The sequence below is a fragment of the Kribbella sp. genome, from assembly GCF_035655035.1.
Classification (GTDB): Bacteria; Actinomycetota; Actinomycetes; order Propionibacteriales; family Kribbellaceae; genus Kribbella.
In genome coordinates this window covers 26,344-43,654 of record NZ_DASRVN010000190.1, presented here as the reverse complement: position 1 = coordinate 43,654, position 17,311 = coordinate 26,344, and the positions used below count along the sequence as shown (strand labels likewise).

The window sequence follows — 17,311 nt, the reverse complement described above, 5'->3', positions numbered from 1 at the left end:
GAGCTTCTTCGTGATGCTGATCGTCGGCGCGGCGATGTTCTCGATGTTCTACTTCCTGGGCATCTTCGTGCAGTCGATCATGGGCTACAGCGCGCTCAAGACCGGCGTCTCGTTCCTGCCGTTCAGCGTCGGCATCGTGGTCGCGGCGCAGGTCGCGTCGGCGCTGGTGGCGCGGATCGACCCGCGCTGGATCGCCGGTGCGGGTGGCGTGTTCGTGGCGGCCGGCATGTTCGGGTTCAGCCGGCTGCAGGTGGACTCGACGTACCTGACGCATCTGCTGCCGTACATCCTGGTGCTGTCGTTCGGGATGGGGCTGATCTTCGTACCGCTGACGCTGACCGCGGTCAGTGGCGTGGCGGCGGAGGACTCCGGCGTCGGATCCGCCGTACTGAACACCGTGCAGCAGATCGGTGGTGCGGTCGGCCTGGCGCTGCTCGGGACGATCTCCACGAACGCGATCAAGGACAGGTTCGCCGAGCTGGCCCCGGGCCTGCAGAAGGCGGCCGAGTCCGGGCAGTCGCCGGAGCAGATCAAGCAGCTGCAGGGACAGTTCACCGCGCTGGCCACGACGCACGGGTTCACCCGCGCGTTCCTGTGGTCGTCGTTCCTGGCGCTGGGCGCCGGGCTGATCACGCTGATCGGCCTGTCGATCAAGCACAAGGACCTGGCCAACGACGGCCAGAGCCCGGTCCACATGGGCTGATCACTGGGTTGATCGCCGTACTCGAAGGGCTCGCTTCCGGGAGGGGGAGGCGAGCCCTTCGTCCTTTTCTACAACGGTTTCCGCATCACGAGCTCGCGGCGTACGCCGTCGGCCATCAGATCACCGGGCTCGTCGGTGTCGACGTACCCGTGGCGGAGATACAGGTTGTGCGCGGGGTCGTTGCCGGGGACAACGGACAGCTTGAGGGCGGTCGCGCCGGTGGACCGTGCCCAGTCCTCGACGGCCTGCATCAGGGCGTTGCCGACACCCTTGCCGCGGCCCGCTGGCGCGACCCACATCGAGACCAGCTCGGCCGTCTCGCCGGCCGGGCTGTACTCATCAAGGAATCCACCCGCCATTCCGGCCGGCGTGCCGTCGATGCCGGCGATCACCTGGTAGGCGCCGGGCTCGGAGAGTCGCTGCCGCCAGCGGTCCTCGGTCGCGTCGGCCCAGTCCTCGTAGCGGGAGCCGAACGCGAACGCGGCCTCCTGCAGCGCGGCCAGCCGTAGTTCGCGCCAGGCTTTCCAGTCGTCCGGGCCGATTGCTTGGATGTCGATCACGTCGTACAGGATGCAACCGGCCCGGGCTGGACACCAATCAGTTTCGGGGCGGGAACTTCGAGGAGACCCAGTCGCGGACGCCGCCGAGGCCGTCCCCGAGGTCGCGGAGCAGCTTCGCCAGCGGGTCCTGCGAGCGGTTGAAGGCTTCGGAGTACGACTTCGCGGCGTTCTTCGCCTCCTGCGAGATCGACGCGTCGGCGTCCTCCTGGCGCTTCGGGTAGTCGCCGGAGACGATCGTGGTGTACTCGCCCTCGTCCACCCAGCGGCGCAGCTCATGCGCCCGGATCACGGCCAGCGGGTGCGACTGCGCCTCGAGCAGCAGCAGCTTCAGCACGCTGTCGCGGAGGTCGCCGGCGCTCTCGTACTCCGTGCCCTGGGCAAGGAACGCGGTCGTGTCGAGCTCCTGGAGCTGGCCGCCGCTGGCGAGCTTCATCTGCACCCGGAGCGCGACCGCCGGGTCCTGGGTCGCGAGCAGACCGGCCCGGTCGCCGGACAACTCCGCCTTGCGGGACCACTCGTGCAGCGCGGCGATGATCGCGCGCAGGCCGAGGGCACCGATCGGCATCCAGTTGAACGCGCCGGTGAGCCGCATCAGCCACATCAGCAGCGACTGGTACAGCGCGTGTCCGCTCTGCGCGTGCCCGAGCTCGTGTCCGAGGACGAATCGCAGCTCCTCCTCGTCGAGGCCCTGGAGGAGCGCGCTGTTCACCACGATGAACGGCTTGTCCATGCCGATCGTGACCGCGTTCCAGATCGGGCTGTTGGTGACGTACAGCTCCGGGAGGTCCCGGACGTCGAGGGTGCTCGCCGCCTCGGTGTACAGCCGGTTGACGGTCGGGAACTGCCGCTCGTCGACCCGGATCGCCGAGCCCAGGTACTGCAGCCGGAAGGCGCGCTCGTTGATCAGCCCGGACATCTTCCGCAGTACGTAGTCGAACCCCTTCAGCTGCCGCAGCGCCACCAGCGCGCCACGGTCCGCGGGGTGCTCCCACGCCCGCGAGCTGATGTCGGTCAACGTCACCCGCTGCCGCGTCGGCCGATCACTGTTCTCACTCATCGTTCCCCCTGCCCGGTCGTCATGGGTTCCGACAGTAGCTCGCTTTCGGGGTCCCGCGGGGGTGGTTGCGGAGCGTAGGAATACTCAAATCCGCGCGGAAGTCCTAGCCTGGCCCGCATGAGTGAGGTTGACGGGGTGTGCCGCGAGGTCGATCGGCGGGACGAGAAGGCGCGGGCCTGGGTGTCCGAGGCGATCCGGATCGTGGACGCCGACGCGAACCGGAGCGCGGACACGCATCTGCACGTGTTCCCGATGCCGGAAGGTACCGGTGTGGACCTGTACCTCAAGGACGAGTCCGTGCACCCGACCGGCTCGCTCAAGCACCGCCTGGCCCGGTCGCTGTTCCTGTACGCCCTCTGCAACGGCTGGATCCACGAGGGCACGACGGTGATCGAGGCGTCCAGCGGCTCCACCGCGGTCAGCGAGGCGTACTTCGCCCGCCTGCTCGGGCTCCCGTTCGTCGCGGTGATGCCGCGCTCGACCAGCCCCGAGAAGGTCGAGCTGATCGAGTTCTACGGCGGCCGCTGCCACTTCGTCGAGCGCTCCGGCCAGATCTACGGCGAGGCCAAGCGGCTCGCCGAGGAGACCGGCGGGCACTACATGGACCAGTTCACGTACGCCGAACGCGCGACCGACTGGCGCGGCAACAACAACATCGCCGAGTCGATCTTCGGGCAGCTGTCCCTGGAGCAGCACCCGATCCCGACCTGGATCGTGGTCGGCGCCGGCACCGGCGGTACGTCGGCCACCATCGGGCGGTACGTCCGCTACCAGCGGCACGAGACCTCGGTCGCGGTCGTCGACCCGGAGAACTCCGCGTTCTTCCCGGCCTTCGAGGCCGGCGACCACGAGTTCTCCACCGGCCGCCCGTCCCGCATCGAAGGCATCGGCCGCCCGCGCGTCGAGCCGTCGTTCGTCCTCGGCGTCGTCGACCGGATGATCTCGGTCCCCGACGCCGCGTCGATCGCCGCGATGCGCTTCTGCTCCCGCGTCACCGGCCGCCTGGTCGGCGGCTCCACCGGCACCAACCTCTGGGGCGCCCTCCGCCTCGCGGCCGAGATGCGCCGTACCGGAGCCCGCGGCAGCATCGTCACCCTGCTCTGCGACAGCGGCGAACGCTACGGCAACACCTACTACGACGACGCCTGGCTCCGCACCAGCGGCATCGACATCACCCCCTACGCCACCACCCTGGAAACCTTCGCCACCACCGGCCACTGGACCGAACCGGAGTAGCAGCAGCTCGACAGTACGTATATGTCCACTGCCCGGCAATCCGAGGGACGACCACGCGGGCGAGCGCGTGTAGTGGACGCATACGTACTGTCGAGCGGCCGATTGTTCAGGGGCGGAGTGCCAGTTTGCCGGTGGTTGCGCGGGATTCCAGGGTGGTGAGGGCTGTTGGGCCGTCGGGGAGGGGGTAGGTGGTTGGGGTGGTGGGGGTGAGGACTTCGGTGGAGATGAGGGTGAAGAGTTCGGTGAGGACTTCGCCGTAGAGGTGGGGTGTGTGTTGGATGAGGGCGCCCAGGTTGAGGCCGATGACGTGGAGTTGGTGTTTGTAGACCAGGTCCCAGTTGGTGAGGGTTGAGGTGCCGGCGGCGAGGCCGTAGACGACGACCCGGCCGGTGACGGGTTTGGTTACCTCGAGGCTGGTGGTGAGGTTGGTGGACTCGAGGGCAAGGTCGACGCCGTCGGTCAGGTGGAGGATTTCGGTGGCCAGGCCGGGGGAGTGGGAGTTGAGGACGTGGTCGGCGCCGAGGCGGCGTACGGTGTCGTGCTTCTCGGGTGCGGCCGTGGCGATCACCGTCGCGCCGTAGTGCTTGGCCATTCGTACGGCGGCTTGGCCGGTGGCGCCGGCGGCGGCGTGGATGAGGACGGTCTCGCCGGCGGTCAACCGGCCGAGCGGGCGGAGGGCAGCGAGCGCGGTCGGCCAGTTGACGAGTAGTCCCAGCGCCTCGGCGTCGTCCCAGCCCTCCGGTACGGGAAGGACGGCGACGGCGGGCAGTACGGCGTACTCCGCGAATGCCCCGCCGGCGATGCACACGCCGACCACGTGCGTGCCGGGCGTGAGGTCGACGCCTTCGCCGGCCGAGACCACCTCGCCGGCGGCCTCGATCCCGGCGACGTACGGCGGCTGCGGTCCGCCCGCGAACGTGCCGTACGACTGCGAGATGTCGACGTAGTTGACCCCGGCGGCGGTCACCCGGACGAGCACTTCGCCCGGTCCGGGGCGCGGCACCGGTACGTCCGTCAGCTTCACATCCCGCGGCCCGTCCAGCGACGTCTGCACCAGCGCTTGCATCCCACACCCCTTTGTTGGTCGATTGACCAACAAAGAGTCGCAGCACAGCATCCACCGGTCAAGCTAAACTTGGTCGATCGACCAACAAACCTCGGAGGAGGAGCCGATGGCGACCCGCGGCAGACCGCGGACGTTCGACCCGGACGTCGCGTTGCGCCAGGCCCTCGACGTGTTCTGGGAACGCGGGTACGAAGGCACCTCGCTGAGCGACCTCGCCGAGGCGATGGGGATCCGGTCGGCGAGCATCTACGCGTACTTCGGCAGCAAGGAGAACCTGTTCCGCCAGGTCATGACCCTGTACGGCGCCACCGCCGGCGAGCCGCCCCGCCGGGCGCTCCGCGAGGGCAAGACCGCCCGCGAGGCGATCCACGCGATGCTGCGGGCGACCGCGGACCAGATCACGCACCCCGAACACCCGCACTACTGCATGCTGATCCTCGCCGCCCCCACCGGCGCCGTCGAGAACCACGCCGTACGCCAGTTCCTCGCCGACGGCCGGCACGGCATGTACGAGGAGATCCGCGACCGCCTCGCCGCCGACGTACCGCCCGTACGACTCGACGGGCTTGCCCGCTACTACACGACCGTCGTCCAGGGCCTTTCCGTCCAGGCCCGCGACGGCGCCACCCGCGCGGAACTGGAGACCGTCATCACCTGCGCGATGGCCGCCTGGGACGCGTTGTGACCCGCATCCTGATCACCGGCATGTCCGGCGCCGGCAAGACCACCGTGCTCGACGAACTCGCCCGCCGCGGCCACCACACCGTCGACACCGACCACGACGACTGGACCCTCCCCGACGGCACCTGGGATGAGCCCCGCATGCATCAGCTGCTCGCGCAACCCGAGGTGATCGTCTCAGGTACCGTCGAGAACCAGGGCAGCTTCTACGACCGCTTCCACCACGTCGTCCTGTTCACCGCCCCGCTCGAGATCCTCATCGATCGGGTACGCCGCCGTACCAACAACCCGTACGGTCGAACCCCAGCAGAACAAGGGGAAATCGCGCACTACGTCCGCACCGTCGAGCCCCTCCTCCGCCGCGGCGCGACCCTCGAGGTCGACACCCGGCAACCCATCTCCGCCCTCGCCGACACCATCGAGCGGTTAGGGGGTGTCCTGGAGGATCCAGGCGAGTAGGGACTGGGCGTCTTCGGCGCGCTCGGTCGGGGTGTTGTAGGTGGTGGGGGTGCCGGGGGACTCGCGGATGGTGAGGGCTTCCTGGGCTATCCGGTGCCAGCGCGGGTCCAGGGAGTTCAGGACGTAGCGGCCGGCGCCGCTCTTCGAGGTGAGGGTCCGGGTGGCCAGGAGGTGGTGCAGGCGGGGTGCGCCGAGCGTGACCCAGGCGACGGCGGCGTCGTTCCGGCCGGCGGTGGCCAGGTCGGCGTTCTCGATCCGCTGGGCGATCGCGCGCCAGTACGTGTCGAGGTTCGTCCGGGTGTACGCGATCAGGTCGTCGAGGTTCGTGTAGACCGGCGGGAGTTCGCCGCGGACGACGACCGCGCGCTCGGCGAGCTCGTGCCAGGTGACGAGGTTGATGTCGCTGGTGCCTTCGGGGTCGAACGCGCCCTGGAAGAACACCGGACGCGCCCCGAGCGTTGACGGATCGGCCGCCAGGTCCGCGGCCGTGCAGTGGAAACCGTCGAAGGTCAGCTCCGCCTTGGCGGCCTCATGCACTTCCTGCAGGACAGCGGTGTCCGGTACGTCGTCCCACACCGCGACGAAGTCGACGTCACTGCCCGGGAAGAACTCGCCCCAGCAGATCGACCCGTGCAGGAACAGCCCGGTCAGCCGTCCCGGGAGCCGACTGTCCACCTCGGCCAGGAAACGATCGGTCAGCTCGACAACGGCGCTCGGCAAAGTCATGCTTACCCGCCCAGAGCCAGGCCGAGCCCGAGGCCGACGGCGTACAGGAGTTCGGTGAGGCCGGTGTTCTTCAGGACTGGGATGAGCGCCGGGCCGACCGCATCGCTGAGGATCACCCGGGTGGACATGATGGCCAGCGGTACGGCGATGAAGGCGAGGAGTGCCCACGGCGTCGCGACTGCCGAGACGGCGGCCAGGACGAACGCGAGGACGATCAGGGCGGCGTACAGGCGCCGGGAGTTGGCCGCGCCCAGGACGACGGCGAGTGTGCGCTTGCCCGTCACCGAGTCGGTGGGGATGTCGCGGAGGTTGTTCGCGACCAGGAGCGCGCAGGCGATCGAGCCGACCGAGACGGCGCCCGCGATGGCGGTCCAGTGCAGGGTCTCGGCTTGGGCGTACGTCGTACCGAGCACCGCGACCAGGCCGAAGAAGAGGAAGACGCTGACCTCGCCGAGCGCGCGGTAGCCGTAGGGCTTCTTGCCGCCGGTGTAGAACCACGCGCCGAGCAGCGAGGCGGCCCCGGCGACCAGCAGCCACCACGTGGTCGTCGCGCACAGCACGATGCCGAGCACGGCGCCGACACCGAAGCAGGTGAACGCGGCCGTCTTGACGGCGCGGGGCGTGGCGACCTTGGAGCCGACCAGGCGCAACGGGCCGACGCGGTTCTCGTCGGTACCGCGGATACCGTCGCTGTAGTCGTTGGCGTAGTTGACGCCGATCTGCAGCGCGAGCGCGACGCCGAGGGCCAGCAGCGCCTTCCACCAGACGAAGGCGTCCAGGTAGGCGGCCGCGCCGGTTCCGACGAGCACGGGGGAGATCGCGGCGGGCAAGGTGCGGGGGCGGGCGCCTTCGATCCACTGGGCAGGGGTAGCCATGACCGTCGATTCTGTCAGCCGGGCGGCCGACCGGAGGCAGCGGGCCAGCGTGCTGGGACCAGCACCTGGGTCGTACGCTCGGTGTGACATGTCTACCTTGCGGCTGATTCCCGGTACGCCGGATGCGGTGCTGACCGCGCTGAGCGAAGTACTCGACGGGAGCGGTACGCCGTTCGCGCCGGTGCCGGAGGACGCCGTCGGAGCCGCGCGGGTGCGGCAGGCCGCGGCGCCGGACGAGCCGATCGAGGACGACTGCGCTGTGGTGCTCACCACGTCCGGGTCCTCGGGCGAACCGAAGGGCGTGCTGCTGTCGCGGGACGCGCTGATCGCCTCGGCCGTCGCTACCCACGACCGGCTCGGCGGTCCCGGGCAGTGGCTGCTGCCGATGAAGCCGTACTTCGTCGGCGGCCTGCAGGTCCTCACGCGCTCGCTGGTCGCCGGTACGACGCCGGTCCCGGTCGAGGACGGCTTCAGCGCGTCCGCCCGCCGGCTGACCGGGGACCGCCGGTACACCGCGATGGTCCCGACCCAGCTGGCGCGGTACCTGGACACGGACCTGGAGGCATTGCGGTCGTTCGACGCGATCATCATCGGCGGGGCGTCGACGCCGGAGCCGCTGAAGCAGCGCGCGCGGGCGGCCGGCGTGACCGCGATCCCGGCGTACGGGATGACCGAGACCGGCAGCGGTTGCGTGTACGCCGGGGTGCCCCTGGACGGTACGTCGATCGCCCTGGACGACGGGCGGATCCTGATCAAGGGCAGCACCCTGTTCTCCGGGTACCGGTTGCGCCCGGAGCTGACGGCCGACGTACTGCGGGACGGCTGGTTCCGTACGCAGGACCGTGGCGAGCTGGAGGACGGGCGGTTGCGGGTGGTCGGCCGGGTCGACGACGTGGTGATCTCCGGTGGCGTGAACGTCACGCTGACCACGGTGCAGGCGCGACTGCTCGAACACCCTCGCGTGAAGGACGCCGTGGTGCTGGGAGCTCCTGACGCGGAGTGGGGGACACGGGTGATCGCTTTCGTCGTGGGCGAGCCGGCACGGGAGGAGGTCCGCGACTGGGTCAGCGAGACGCTGCCGCGGACCTGGGCGCCGCAGGACGTCGTACAGCTGGAGACGTTGCCGATGCTTGCTTCGGGCAAGGTCGACCGGCAGCGGTTGCTGGAAGGCGTGCGGTGATCACGTACTCGATCGGGCTCAAGAACAAGTTCCGTGGCATCACAGTGCGCGAGGGCATGCTGTACGAAGGCCCTGCGGGCTGGGCGGAGTGGAGCCCGTTCCTGGACTACGACGACGCCACCTGCGTCTCCTGGCTGCGTGCAGCGCGTGAAGCCGCCGAGGACGGGTGGCCGGCGCCAGTACGCGACCAGGTCCCCGTCAACTGCACTGTGCCGGCAGTAGGTCCAGAGAAAGCTGCAGCGATCGTCAGAGCATCAGGATGCGGTACGGCAAAGGTGAAGGTGGCTGAGCCGGGCCAGACGCTTGCTGACGACTTGGAGCGTGTTGAAGCGGTACGGGATGCCATAGGCAACGGAAACGTCCGCATCGACGCCAACGGGCTGTGGTCGGTGGACCAGGCCCTGCAGAACCTCAAGGAACTGCAGCGGTTCGAGCTGGAGTACGTCGAGCAGCCCTGCGCGACTGTGGAGGAGCTGGCCGAGGTCAGGCGGCGTACGGACGTACCTGTTGCGGCGGACGAGTCCATCCGCCGGGCGGAGGACCCGCTGCGGGTGAAGAAGCTCGACGCGGCCGACATCGCCGTACTGAAGGTGCAGCCGATCGGTGGTGTGCGTGCGTGTCTGGACATCGCAGAGCAGATCGGGCTGCCCGTTGTGGTGTCGTCGGCGCTGGAGACCTCAGTAGGTATCGCTGCCGGTGTTGCACTCGCTGCTGCGCTTCCGGAGTTGCCTTACGCGTGCGGGCTCGCCACGGTCTCGATGTTTACGCAAGAGGTCGTCGCGGAGCCCCTGCTGCCTGTTAACGGGTTCCTGCCGGTCAAACGCGTCGCACCGGATCCCCAGCTGCTAAAGGCTTCTCGTGCTGATGCAGAGCGGACCAGGGTGTGGGAAGAGCGCCTGTCCCGAGTAAGGAGTGCCGGATGAACCCGTCCACAGCGTTCGCGACTGTGGTGGTCGATGAGCTGATCCGTTGCGGTGTCCGCGAGGCCGTGGTGTCTCCGGGCTCCCGGAGCGCTCCGTTGGCGTTGGCACTGGCTGCTGCGGACCGTGACGGGCGGCTGCGGCTGCACGTGCGCATAGACGAACGTACTGCGGGTTTCCTGGCGATCGGGCTGATGCGGGGTACCGGTCTGCCGGTGCCCGTGGTGACGACCTCGGGTACCGCGGTGGCCAACCTGCACCCTGCTGTGCTGGAGGCGTCGCACAGTGGGCTCCCGCTGGTCGTGCTGAGTGCGGATCGGCCGCCTGCGCTGCGGGGGAGTGGGGCGAACCAGACGACCGATCAGCTGAAGGTGTTCGGGTCGGCGGTGCGGCTGTTCCACGAGATGGGTACGCCGGTGCGTGAGATCGGCCAGGTGGCGTACTGGCGGTCGCAGGTGGCGCGTGCGGTGGCTGTCGCTACCGGGGCGCGGTCTGCTGATCCTGGGCCGGTGCAGTTGAACTGTCCGTTCAGTGAGCCGCTGGTGCCCACTGATGGGCCTGATTGGCCAGAGCCTCTGGCTGGTCGTAGTACCGGGCCGTGGACGGCTGTGCATGCTGCGAATGCTCAACCCGCGGCAGTGTCTCCGGGGCCGCGGACTGTCGTGGTTGCTGGTGACGGGGCTTCGCAAGCCGCGAGGCTTGCTGCGGAGGCCGGGCGGTGGCCGTTGTTCGCGGAGCCGTCCAGCCGGGCGCGGACCGGGCCGTCGGTCATCAGCACGTACAGGTTGTTGCTGCAGGCAAGTGAACTCGCGGAGGAGATCGAGCGGGTGCTGATCTTCGGCCACCCGACGTTGTCGCGGCCGATCTCGCAGTTGCTGGCGCGGGCTGATGTCCAGGTGGTCGTGGTGTCGCCGACCGGGTCGTGGCCGGACCCGGCCCGCCGGGCGGCGTCGGTGGTGACCGGACTGGAAGTCACCGGGCCGGACACGACCGACTGGCTCGCGCGCTGGCAGGACGCGGACCAGGCGGCCCGGCCGGAGCTCGACAAGCTGCTCGCGGACGGCCTGAACGGACCGCGGGTCGCGGCGATCGTCGGCGAGGCCGCGGGCGCCGACGGCATGCTAGTGGTCGCCTCCTCGAACCCGGTCCGCGACCTCGACCTGGCCCCGGTGGTGCCGATCCGGACGATCGCCAACCGCGGCCTGGCCGGTATCGACGGCACGATCTCGACCGCCGTCGGCGCCGCCCTGGCGAACGCGGGACCGACGTACGCGCTGATCGGTGACCTGGCGTTCCTGCACGACAGCAACGGCCTGGTCATCGGCCCGGACGAGCCCCGCCCGGACCTGCGGATCGTGGTCGTCAACGACAACGGCGGCGGCATCTTCTCCACCCTCGAGCAGGGCGACCCGGCGCACGCCACGCACTTCGAGCGCGTCTTCGGTACGCCGCACAACGTGGACCTGTCCGCACTGTGCGCCGCGAGCGGTACGCCGTACACGCTGGTGCAGACCGCGGACGAGCTGCGGGCCGCGCTGGCGCCGACGGTGGCCGGGCTGGACGTGGTCGAGGTACGGCTCGCCCGGGACGGCCACCGGCCGCTGAGCCGGTCGATGGTCGAGGCGCTCAAGCAGCTGTAACGGGTACCTTGCGGGCCGGCTGCAGCGTGCGGAGGTGGTTGAGCAGCGGCAGGGCGATCGCGATCACCAGGGCGGTCGTCGTCAGGATCGGGATGGTCGCACCGCGCAGCGACGAGTTGAGCGGTGCGGCGATCGTGAAGATCAGGCTGACCGCAGTGATGATCGTGGTCATCCGCCGGCCGGGCCGTGCGACGGCCAGGAACGGCAGGCACCACAAGAAGTACCAGTCGTGCGCACTGGGGCCTAGTACGACAACCGCGAGCAGGGCCACGCCCACAGCCCGTGCTGCGTAGTGGATCGAGGATCTGAGGCTCAGCCACGCGATCAGGCCGAGCGCGGCGATCATGCCGATCAGCCGGACGATCTGTAGCGCCTGTGCGGCGGCTGTGTCCTCTCCCAACCAGCCGAGTAGGCCGGACGCCGCCATACCGATCAGGTTGGCGATGGAGAACGGAGAACGGACCAGCCCGGGTACGTCGAGTGCACCGAGCCAGCCGGAGCCCACACCGGTCAGCGCGCCGATCGTGACCAGGGTGACCACCGACACGAACCCGGCGATCACCAGGCTGGCGAACCGGTGCAGCCGTCCTGCCAGCGGACTCATGACCGCAGCGATCGCTATAGCAACCAGCCCGCCCGGGAGCTTCACTGCGGCCGCGGCACCGGCCACTACGGCCGCCGTACCCCAGCGGCCGGTCAGGGCGAGTGCGAACGCGCTGCAGGCGAGCCCGAGCATCAGGATGTCGTTGTGGGCGGCGCCGATGCCGTGCGTGATCAGCATGGGGTTCAGTACGACCAGCCAGGTGGCAAAGGCCGGGTCTACCCGACAGGCGGTTGCAAGGCGCGGCACGGCCCAGGCGATGAGGACTATGCCGAGTACTGCGAGCAGTCGGTGCGCCAGCATCAGGAGGTACGGGTTCATGGTCAGGTGAGCGACCAGGCCGCCGTACGCGAGTGGCAGCGGGCCGTACGGTGCAGGGGTCTGCATCCACATCGGGTCGACGGCCTCGACGATGTGGCCGGACAGTACGCCGGGTCCTACGTCGTACGGGTTGTAGCCCTCCGCTACCAGCGCGCCCTGGGCCGCGTAGCTCCAGGCGTCGCGGCTGAACAGTGGAGGGGTCAGCAGCAGCGGGATGCTCCAGCACGCCGTCATCCGGAGCAGGGGCAGCCGTTCGCCGGCCATGACCCGCCGGCCGACGGCGAGCCAGGCCCAGGCCATCAGCCCGAGCCCGGCCACCATGAACGTCAGCCCGACCATCCGCCCGGCCAGGGAGTGCCGCAGCGGGAACGGGTCGACCCAGGACGACTGGGGCACCACCGACGTCACCAGACTGGCAGCAGCAACTACGACAGAACCGAGGACCCCACGGACCATCGGCGAGCGCATGGCGGCACCGTAGCGCCGCCATGCAACTGCCCGATGAACACTAGGCAGATTCCTTCCGGAAGGTTCTTGCGCCGACAGCCAGTCCGATGACGGTCAGCAGGACCACCCAGAAGAGACCCCACAGGGACGCCGAGCTGTTGATGTCGCCGCGGAAGAGGGCGCGGACGCCGTTGACCACGTGCTTGAGCGGGCTGATGTCGGACAGCCGCTGCAGCCACTTCGGGCCGATCTGCATCGGGAGCAGGATGCCGGACAGCAGCAGGAGCGGCATCGCGATCCCGTTCAGCAGCGGGGCGAGCGCGTCCTCGCTCTTGGTGATGAGCGCGACGGAGTACGACAGCGAGGCGAACGTGGCGCCGAGCAGCGCGACGATCACCAGCGACAGCAATACGCCGCCCCAGGGCGCCCGCAGGCCCAGCGGGAGCGCGGCGAGCAGCAGCAGCACGGACTGCGCGACCAGCACCACGACGTCCCGCAGCACCCGCCCGGCCATCAGCGCGATCCGCGACGCCGGGGTGACCCGGTCCGCCTCGATCACGCCGGCCCGGTACTCCGCGATCAGGCCGAAGCCGACGAACATCGCGCCGAACATCCCCAGCTGCACGATCAGACCTGGAATGAACACCTGGTACGCGTTGGTCGCGTGCCCCTGGCTGATCTGCGCGGTGATCGGCTTCAGCAGCGGGCCGAACAGGAACAGGTACATCAGCGGCTGGCTGAGCATCAGGATCGACCACATCGGGTTCCGCAGCGACAGCCGCATCGCCCGGTGGAACACGATCCAGGTTTCCCGCAGCGTACTCATGCGACAGCCTCTTCCTTCTTCTCCGCAACAGTGTCTTCGTCCCGCAGCGAGCGGCCGGTCATGGTCAGGAACACGTCGTCGAGCGTCGGCCGGTGCACCTCGACGCCGTGCAGCTCGATGCCCTGGGCATCGATCGAGCGGAGCAGCCCGGGCAGCACCGACCCGCCGCGCTGGATCCGGAACCCGACCACGTCGCCGTCGGTCTCGATCTCCACCGCGCCGTCCAGCTGCTCGACGATCTTCGTCACGCCCGGCGCCTGGGCGGCGTCGGCGAGACTCAGCCGGACCGCGTCACCGGAGACCTGCTGCTTCAGGTTGTCCGGCGTACCGGAACCAACGATCCTGCCGTGGTCGATGACCAGGATCCGGTCGCAGAGCGCGTCCGCCTCGTCCAGGTAGTGCGTGGTCAGGAAGATCGTCGCGCCGCGGTCGCGGAGGCCGCGGATGTGCTCCCAGAGGTTCGCCCGCGCCTGCGGGTCGAGGCCGGTGGTCGGCTCGTCCAGGAAGATCAGCTTCGGGTCGTGGATCAGCCCCATCACGATGTCCAGCCGGCGCCGCTGGCCGCCGGACAGCGTCTTGCACTGCCGCCGCCACAGCCCCGGCAGGTCCAGCTCCTCGAACAGCCGCTGCCCGTCCGCGGCCGCCTTCGCCTTCGGTACGCCGTACAGCCGGGCGTGGTCGACCACCTCGTCGCCGGCCACCGCCTCGGGCAGCGTGGAACCGCTCTGCGGGACGTACCCGATCCCGCGCCGTACCCCGACCGGGTCCTTCGCGAGGTCGCACCCGGCCACCGTCGCGGTCCCGCTGGTCGGCTTGATCAGGGTCGCCAGCATCCGCATCGTCGTGGTCTTGCCGGCCCCGTTCGGCCCGAGGAACCCGACGATCTCGCCGTCGGCCACCTCCAGGTCGACCCCCTGGACGGCCTGCACCGCCCCCCGCTTCGTCTTGAACGTCCGCACCAGCCCGCGCGCTTCGATCATCATGCGAGCCAGTGTGAGTGATCAACTTTGACTAGTCAATCTTGATTAGTCGAGGCGGAGCGGGTAAGAGGTCAGCCGCGGGGTGCGTCCGGGATCTCGCCCCAGTGCGTGACCATGCCGGGGTACGGCGCCCAGTCGACGGGTTCGCCCGCGAAGGCGTAGGCGCCGTTCTGGATGCGCTCCAGGAAGCCCCGGGTCCACTCGAGTTCGCCGTTGTCCCGCGCCGCGGTGATCCGGAACATCTCGACCACGTGGTTCGGCGTCCCGGGATCCTCCAGGATCTGGCGCTCGGAGAACGGCTCGGACTTCAGTCCGGACTCCAGCTGACTGATCCGCGCCTCCAGCGCGGCCATCACCTCGTCGCGGCCGAGCGACCACAGGAAGGCGATCGTGGCCTGCATCTTGTCCGGGTGGAACCCGTCGACGGCCCACAGCATGCCGCGCAGCAGCGAGAAGTACTCGGTCTCGCCGTCGGCGGTCAGCTTGTACGACGTACGCCCGGGCCGGTGCGCGCCGTCCTGCTCGATCTCCTGCAGGTACCCGTGCTTGGCGAGCGTCCGCAGGCCGGTGTAGATCGAGCCGGGGTTGATGTTCGCCCAGTCCTGCACGCTCCACGTCAGCAGCTCGCGGCGCAGCTGGTACCCGTACGCCGGCTGGAAGATTCGCACGACGCCGAGCAGCAACAACCGGGTGGTGGACATAGCCGCAGTGTAAATCCGGGCGACCTGCGTGGCGCGGAGGCGTACGCTCCGCTGCATGGATGTCCGGGTGACGAGCGATCCGCAGGCCTTCGAGCGGGAGGTATTCCCTTTCCTGCAACAGGATCCGGTGCTGCACACGATCATCATGAGCAACGTCCACGACCGCGCGCAGGGTACGGCGGGGCCCGAGGACGAGCCGTCGTACTTCGTCTCCGTGCACGCCCCGGACGTCGTCGGGGTCGCGATGCGGACGCCGGGCCGCGGGGTGTACCTCGGCGCGCTCCACGAGGACCTCGCGGAGCCGATCGCGGAGGCGTACGTCGACGTACTCCCGGACCTTCGTGGTGTCGGGGGCACTCGTCCCGCTGTGCTTCGGTTCGCCCGGCGGTGGTGCGAGCTGCGTGGCGGTGACACGACCGAGACGCGGGGCACCCGGCTCCACAAGCTCGTCGAGTTCACACCGCTGTCGGCTCCGGGCGGCCCTCGGCTGATGCGGGCGGATGACGTCGATCTGGTCGCCGGCTGGAGCGACGGCTTCGCCGCCGAAGCCACCGACGAGATCGCCAGCGACCACCACGAGTGGGCCGAGCGGCGGCTCGCGCAGGGCACGCTGTGGATCTGGGAGGCCGCCGGCGAACCCGTCAGCATGGTCGGCTTCCACCTGCCGCTGTTCGGTGTCTGCCGCGTCGGCCCGGTCTACACCCCACCGGAACACCGCCGCCACGGCTACGCCGGCGCCCTGACCAGCCACGTCAGCGCGAACATCCTTGCCGGCGGCAACCAGGCCTGCCTCTACACCGACCTCGCCAACCCCACCTCCAACAAGATCTACCACGAGGCCGGCTACCGCCCGGTCGCGGACTTCGTCGACGTGGAGTTCGGCGGATGATCGCCCGCGCTACCGGCGACCCGGCGGCGTACCGCGACCTGGTTTTTCCTTTCCTGCAACGGGATCCGGTGCTCAACACGAGCTTGCTCACCAATGTCGCGGACCGCGTCGGCGGGATCATGAACGACCCCGAGCCGCCGGTGTTCGTGTCGGTCCACGACGGCGGCGAGGTGGTCGGCGCGGCGATCGCCACCGCGCTGCGCGGCGTCCTGCTCGCGGGGTTGCCGGTCGAGCTGGTCGCGCCGGTGGTCGACGTACTCGCCGAGGCCGCACCGCGAGCGCAGGGCGTGGACGGCACGGCGGACGCGGCGCAGCGGTTCGCGGAGGAGTACGGCGTACGCACCGGGAGGCCGTACCGCGAGATTGAGCGGAGCCGCTTGCACAAGCTCGAGGAGTATGTCGAGCAGACGGCCGACGGCACGCCCCGACTCGCGACCGAGGCGGACATGGACGTCCTGGTGCCGCAGTTCGGGGCGTTCCGGGCCGAGGTCGGGCACGCGACGGTCGGAGCGGCGGCGGACCGGATGTGGGTGCGGCAGCGGATCGAGCGGCAGCGGTTCTGGGTGTGGGAGGACGGTGGCCGGGTCGTCAGCTTCGTCGGGCATCAGGCGCCGGTGTTCGGTACGGCGCGGGTCGGGCCGGTGTGCACGCCGCCGGAGTACCGCGGCCACGGGTACGCGAGCGCGCTGACCGCGACCGTGACGCGTCGGCTCGGCGAGAGTGGTTATCAGGTGTGCCTGTTCACCGATCTCGCCAACCCGACGTCCAACAAGATCTACGCCACGATCGGCTACCGACCGGTCGGCGACTTCGTCGGCTACGCGTTCAGTTGATCTCGGTCGACTCGCCCGGGGCCAGGCCGAGGTACGGGCGCTCGTCGCTGTTCAGGAAGCGCGGGAACATGCTCAGGCCGATCGGGCTGAGCAGGCCGTCGTGGATGCCGACGAGCTGGTCGGCCTTGACCGTACGGGCGTAGTCGACGGCCGGCGGCAGGGCGAACCACGGGCCGGAGATCGGCACCAGGTTCGTGTGTACGGCGCGGTCGGGCCGGGTGAACGAGTCGCCCGGGTGGTAGACCGCGTCGTCGATCAGGAAGCCGACGTTCTCGCACGGCACGCCCCACTCGGGCAGGATCACCGCGTGGTCCTTGCCGTACGCACGGACCGCGAAGCCGGCCGCCTCGAACGACTGGCCGTCCGCGACCACGTGCACCCGGTCGCCGAGCGCGGTCAGCTGCGCCGCGACGCCGGCGTTCGTGTAGACCGGCACGTCGAGCGCGGCGACCCGGTCGACGTCGAGGTGGTCCTGGTGCTCGTGCGTGACCAGGATCGCGTCTGCCTTCTCGAAGGCAGCATCCTCGCTGAACGACCCCGGGTCGACCAGCAGCGTCTTCCCGTCCTTCTCCACCCGGACACAGGCATGTGCGAACTTAGTGAGCTTCAA

19 protein-coding genes are annotated in these 17,311 nt (G+C 69.5%); 9 read left to right on the top strand and 10 right to left on the bottom strand.

Annotation, left to right across the window (positions count from 1 at the left end):
• A partial coding sequence (locus tag VFF46_RS11260; protein WP_325037023.1) for an MFS transporter occupies positions 1-703 on the top strand: 703 nt, incomplete at its 5' end.
• A gap of 68 nt (positions 704-771) precedes the next feature.
• Here VFF46_RS11260 and VFF46_RS11255 read toward each other — a convergent pair.
• Positions 772-1,263: a GNAT family N-acetyltransferase gene (locus VFF46_RS11255; protein WP_325037022.1), complete on the bottom strand. Its 492-nt coding sequence runs from the start codon at positions 1,261-1,263 to the stop codon at positions 772-774.
• Between the two features lie 37 nt (positions 1,264-1,300).
• Entirely contained in the window at positions 1,301-2,320 is a 1,020-nt protein-coding gene (locus VFF46_RS11250; RefSeq protein ID WP_325037021.1) for a M48 family metallopeptidase, read from the bottom strand.
• Between the two features lie 117 nt (positions 2,321-2,437).
• On the opposite strand from VFF46_RS11250, the gene VFF46_RS11245 reads away from it, so the two are divergent.
• Complete coding sequence (locus VFF46_RS11245; protein ID WP_325037020.1) at positions 2,438-3,556, top strand: PLP-dependent cysteine synthase family protein; 1,119 nt, start codon at positions 2,438-2,440, stop codon at positions 3,554-3,556.
• 106 nt (positions 3,557-3,662) lie between these two features.
• Here the strand turns inward: VFF46_RS11245 and VFF46_RS11240 are convergent, their stop codons facing one another.
• A complete protein-coding gene (locus tag VFF46_RS11240) occupies positions 3,663-4,622 on the bottom strand; it encodes a zinc-binding dehydrogenase (RefSeq protein WP_325037019.1) in 960 nt (319 codons plus the stop codon).
• A 106-nt stretch (positions 4,623-4,728) separates the two neighbouring features.
• Here VFF46_RS11240 and VFF46_RS11235 point away from each other — a divergent pair, with 106 nt between their 5' ends.
• Both VFF46_RS11235 and VFF46_RS11230 read left to right on the top strand, forming a co-directional pair.
• Positions 4,729-5,307, top strand: a complete 579-nt coding sequence (locus VFF46_RS11235; protein WP_325037018.1) for a helix-turn-helix domain-containing protein — start codon at positions 4,729-4,731, stop codon at positions 5,305-5,307.
• Positions 5,304-5,762: an AAA family ATPase gene (locus VFF46_RS11230; RefSeq protein ID WP_325037017.1), complete on the top strand. Its 459-nt coding sequence runs from the start codon at positions 5,304-5,306 to the stop codon at positions 5,760-5,762. The genes VFF46_RS11235 and VFF46_RS11230 overlap by 4 nt, the downstream gene beginning before the upstream one ends.
• On the opposite strand, the gene VFF46_RS11225 is transcribed toward VFF46_RS11230, so the two are convergent.
• Positions 5,730-6,488, bottom strand: a complete 759-nt coding sequence (locus VFF46_RS11225; RefSeq protein WP_325037016.1) for a hypothetical protein — start codon at positions 6,486-6,488, stop codon at positions 5,730-5,732. The two genes, VFF46_RS11230 and VFF46_RS11225, sit on opposite strands and share 33 nt — an antisense overlap.
• 2 nt (positions 6,489-6,490) lie before the next feature.
• A complete protein-coding gene (locus tag VFF46_RS11220) occupies positions 6,491-7,363 on the bottom strand; it encodes a 1,4-dihydroxy-2-naphthoate polyprenyltransferase (RefSeq protein WP_325037015.1) in 873 nt (290 codons plus the stop codon).
• Between the two features lie 88 nt (positions 7,364-7,451).
• Between VFF46_RS11220 and menE the strand changes: the two genes are divergently transcribed.
• The 3 genes from menE to menD are packed head-to-tail and all read left to right on the top strand — an operon-like array spanning position 7,452 to position 11,103.
• On the top strand, positions 7,452-8,543 hold the full coding sequence (menE, locus tag VFF46_RS11215; RefSeq protein WP_325037014.1) for an o-succinylbenzoate--CoA ligase: 1,092 nt from the start codon (positions 7,452-7,454) through the stop codon (positions 8,541-8,543).
• Positions 8,540-9,466, top strand: a complete 927-nt coding sequence (locus VFF46_RS11210; RefSeq protein WP_325037013.1) for an o-succinylbenzoate synthase — start codon at positions 8,540-8,542, stop codon at positions 9,464-9,466. The genes menE and VFF46_RS11210 overlap by 4 nt, the downstream gene beginning before the upstream one ends.
• Positions 9,463-11,103 carry a 2-succinyl-5-enolpyruvyl-6-hydroxy-3-cyclohexene-1-carboxylic-acid synthase gene (gene menD, locus VFF46_RS11205; RefSeq protein ID WP_325037012.1) on the top strand — a complete coding sequence of 547 codons (1,641 nt, stop codon included), beginning with the start codon at positions 9,463-9,465 and terminating at the stop codon, positions 11,101-11,103. The genes VFF46_RS11210 and menD overlap by 4 nt, the downstream gene beginning before the upstream one ends.
• Here menD and mptB read toward each other — a convergent pair.
• The 4 genes from mptB to VFF46_RS11185 all read right to left on the bottom strand — a co-directional run bounded on the left by mptB (position 11,090) and on the right by VFF46_RS11185 (position 14,979).
• On the bottom strand, positions 11,090-12,493 hold the full coding sequence (gene mptB / locus VFF46_RS11200; RefSeq protein WP_325037011.1) for a polyprenol phosphomannose-dependent alpha 1,6 mannosyltransferase MptB: 1,404 nt from the start codon (positions 12,491-12,493) through the stop codon (positions 11,090-11,092). The two genes, menD and mptB, sit on opposite strands and share 14 nt — an antisense overlap.
• Positions 12,494-12,533: 40 nt before the next feature.
• Positions 12,534-13,298, bottom strand: coding sequence for an ABC transporter permease (locus tag VFF46_RS11195; protein ID WP_325037010.1), 765 nt, complete (start codon positions 13,296-13,298; stop codon positions 12,534-12,536).
• Positions 13,295-14,281 carry an ATP-binding cassette domain-containing protein gene (locus VFF46_RS11190; protein ID WP_325037009.1) on the bottom strand — a complete coding sequence of 329 codons (987 nt, stop codon included), beginning with the start codon at positions 14,279-14,281 and terminating at the stop codon, positions 13,295-13,297. Before VFF46_RS11190 ends, VFF46_RS11195 begins: the two co-directional genes overlap by 4 nt.
• A 68-nt stretch (positions 14,282-14,349) precedes the next feature.
• Positions 14,350-14,979: a PadR family transcriptional regulator gene (locus VFF46_RS11185; RefSeq protein WP_325037008.1), complete on the bottom strand. Its 630-nt coding sequence runs from the start codon at positions 14,977-14,979 to the stop codon at positions 14,350-14,352.
• Between the two features lie 55 nt (positions 14,980-15,034).
• On the opposite strand from VFF46_RS11185, the gene VFF46_RS11180 reads away from it, so the two are divergent.
• On the top strand, positions 15,035-15,868 hold the full coding sequence (locus VFF46_RS11180; protein ID WP_325037007.1) for a GNAT family N-acetyltransferase: 834 nt from the start codon (positions 15,035-15,037) through the stop codon (positions 15,866-15,868).
• Positions 15,865-16,701, top strand: coding sequence for a GNAT family N-acetyltransferase (locus VFF46_RS11175; protein WP_325037006.1), 837 nt, complete (start codon positions 15,865-15,867; stop codon positions 16,699-16,701). Before VFF46_RS11180 ends, VFF46_RS11175 begins: the two co-directional genes overlap by 4 nt.
• On the opposite strand, the gene VFF46_RS11170 is transcribed toward VFF46_RS11175, so the two are convergent.
• A complete protein-coding gene (locus tag VFF46_RS11170; RefSeq protein WP_325037005.1) occupies positions 16,694-17,311 on the bottom strand; it encodes an MBL fold metallo-hydrolase in 618 nt (205 codons plus the stop codon). The two genes, VFF46_RS11175 and VFF46_RS11170, sit on opposite strands and share 8 nt — an antisense overlap.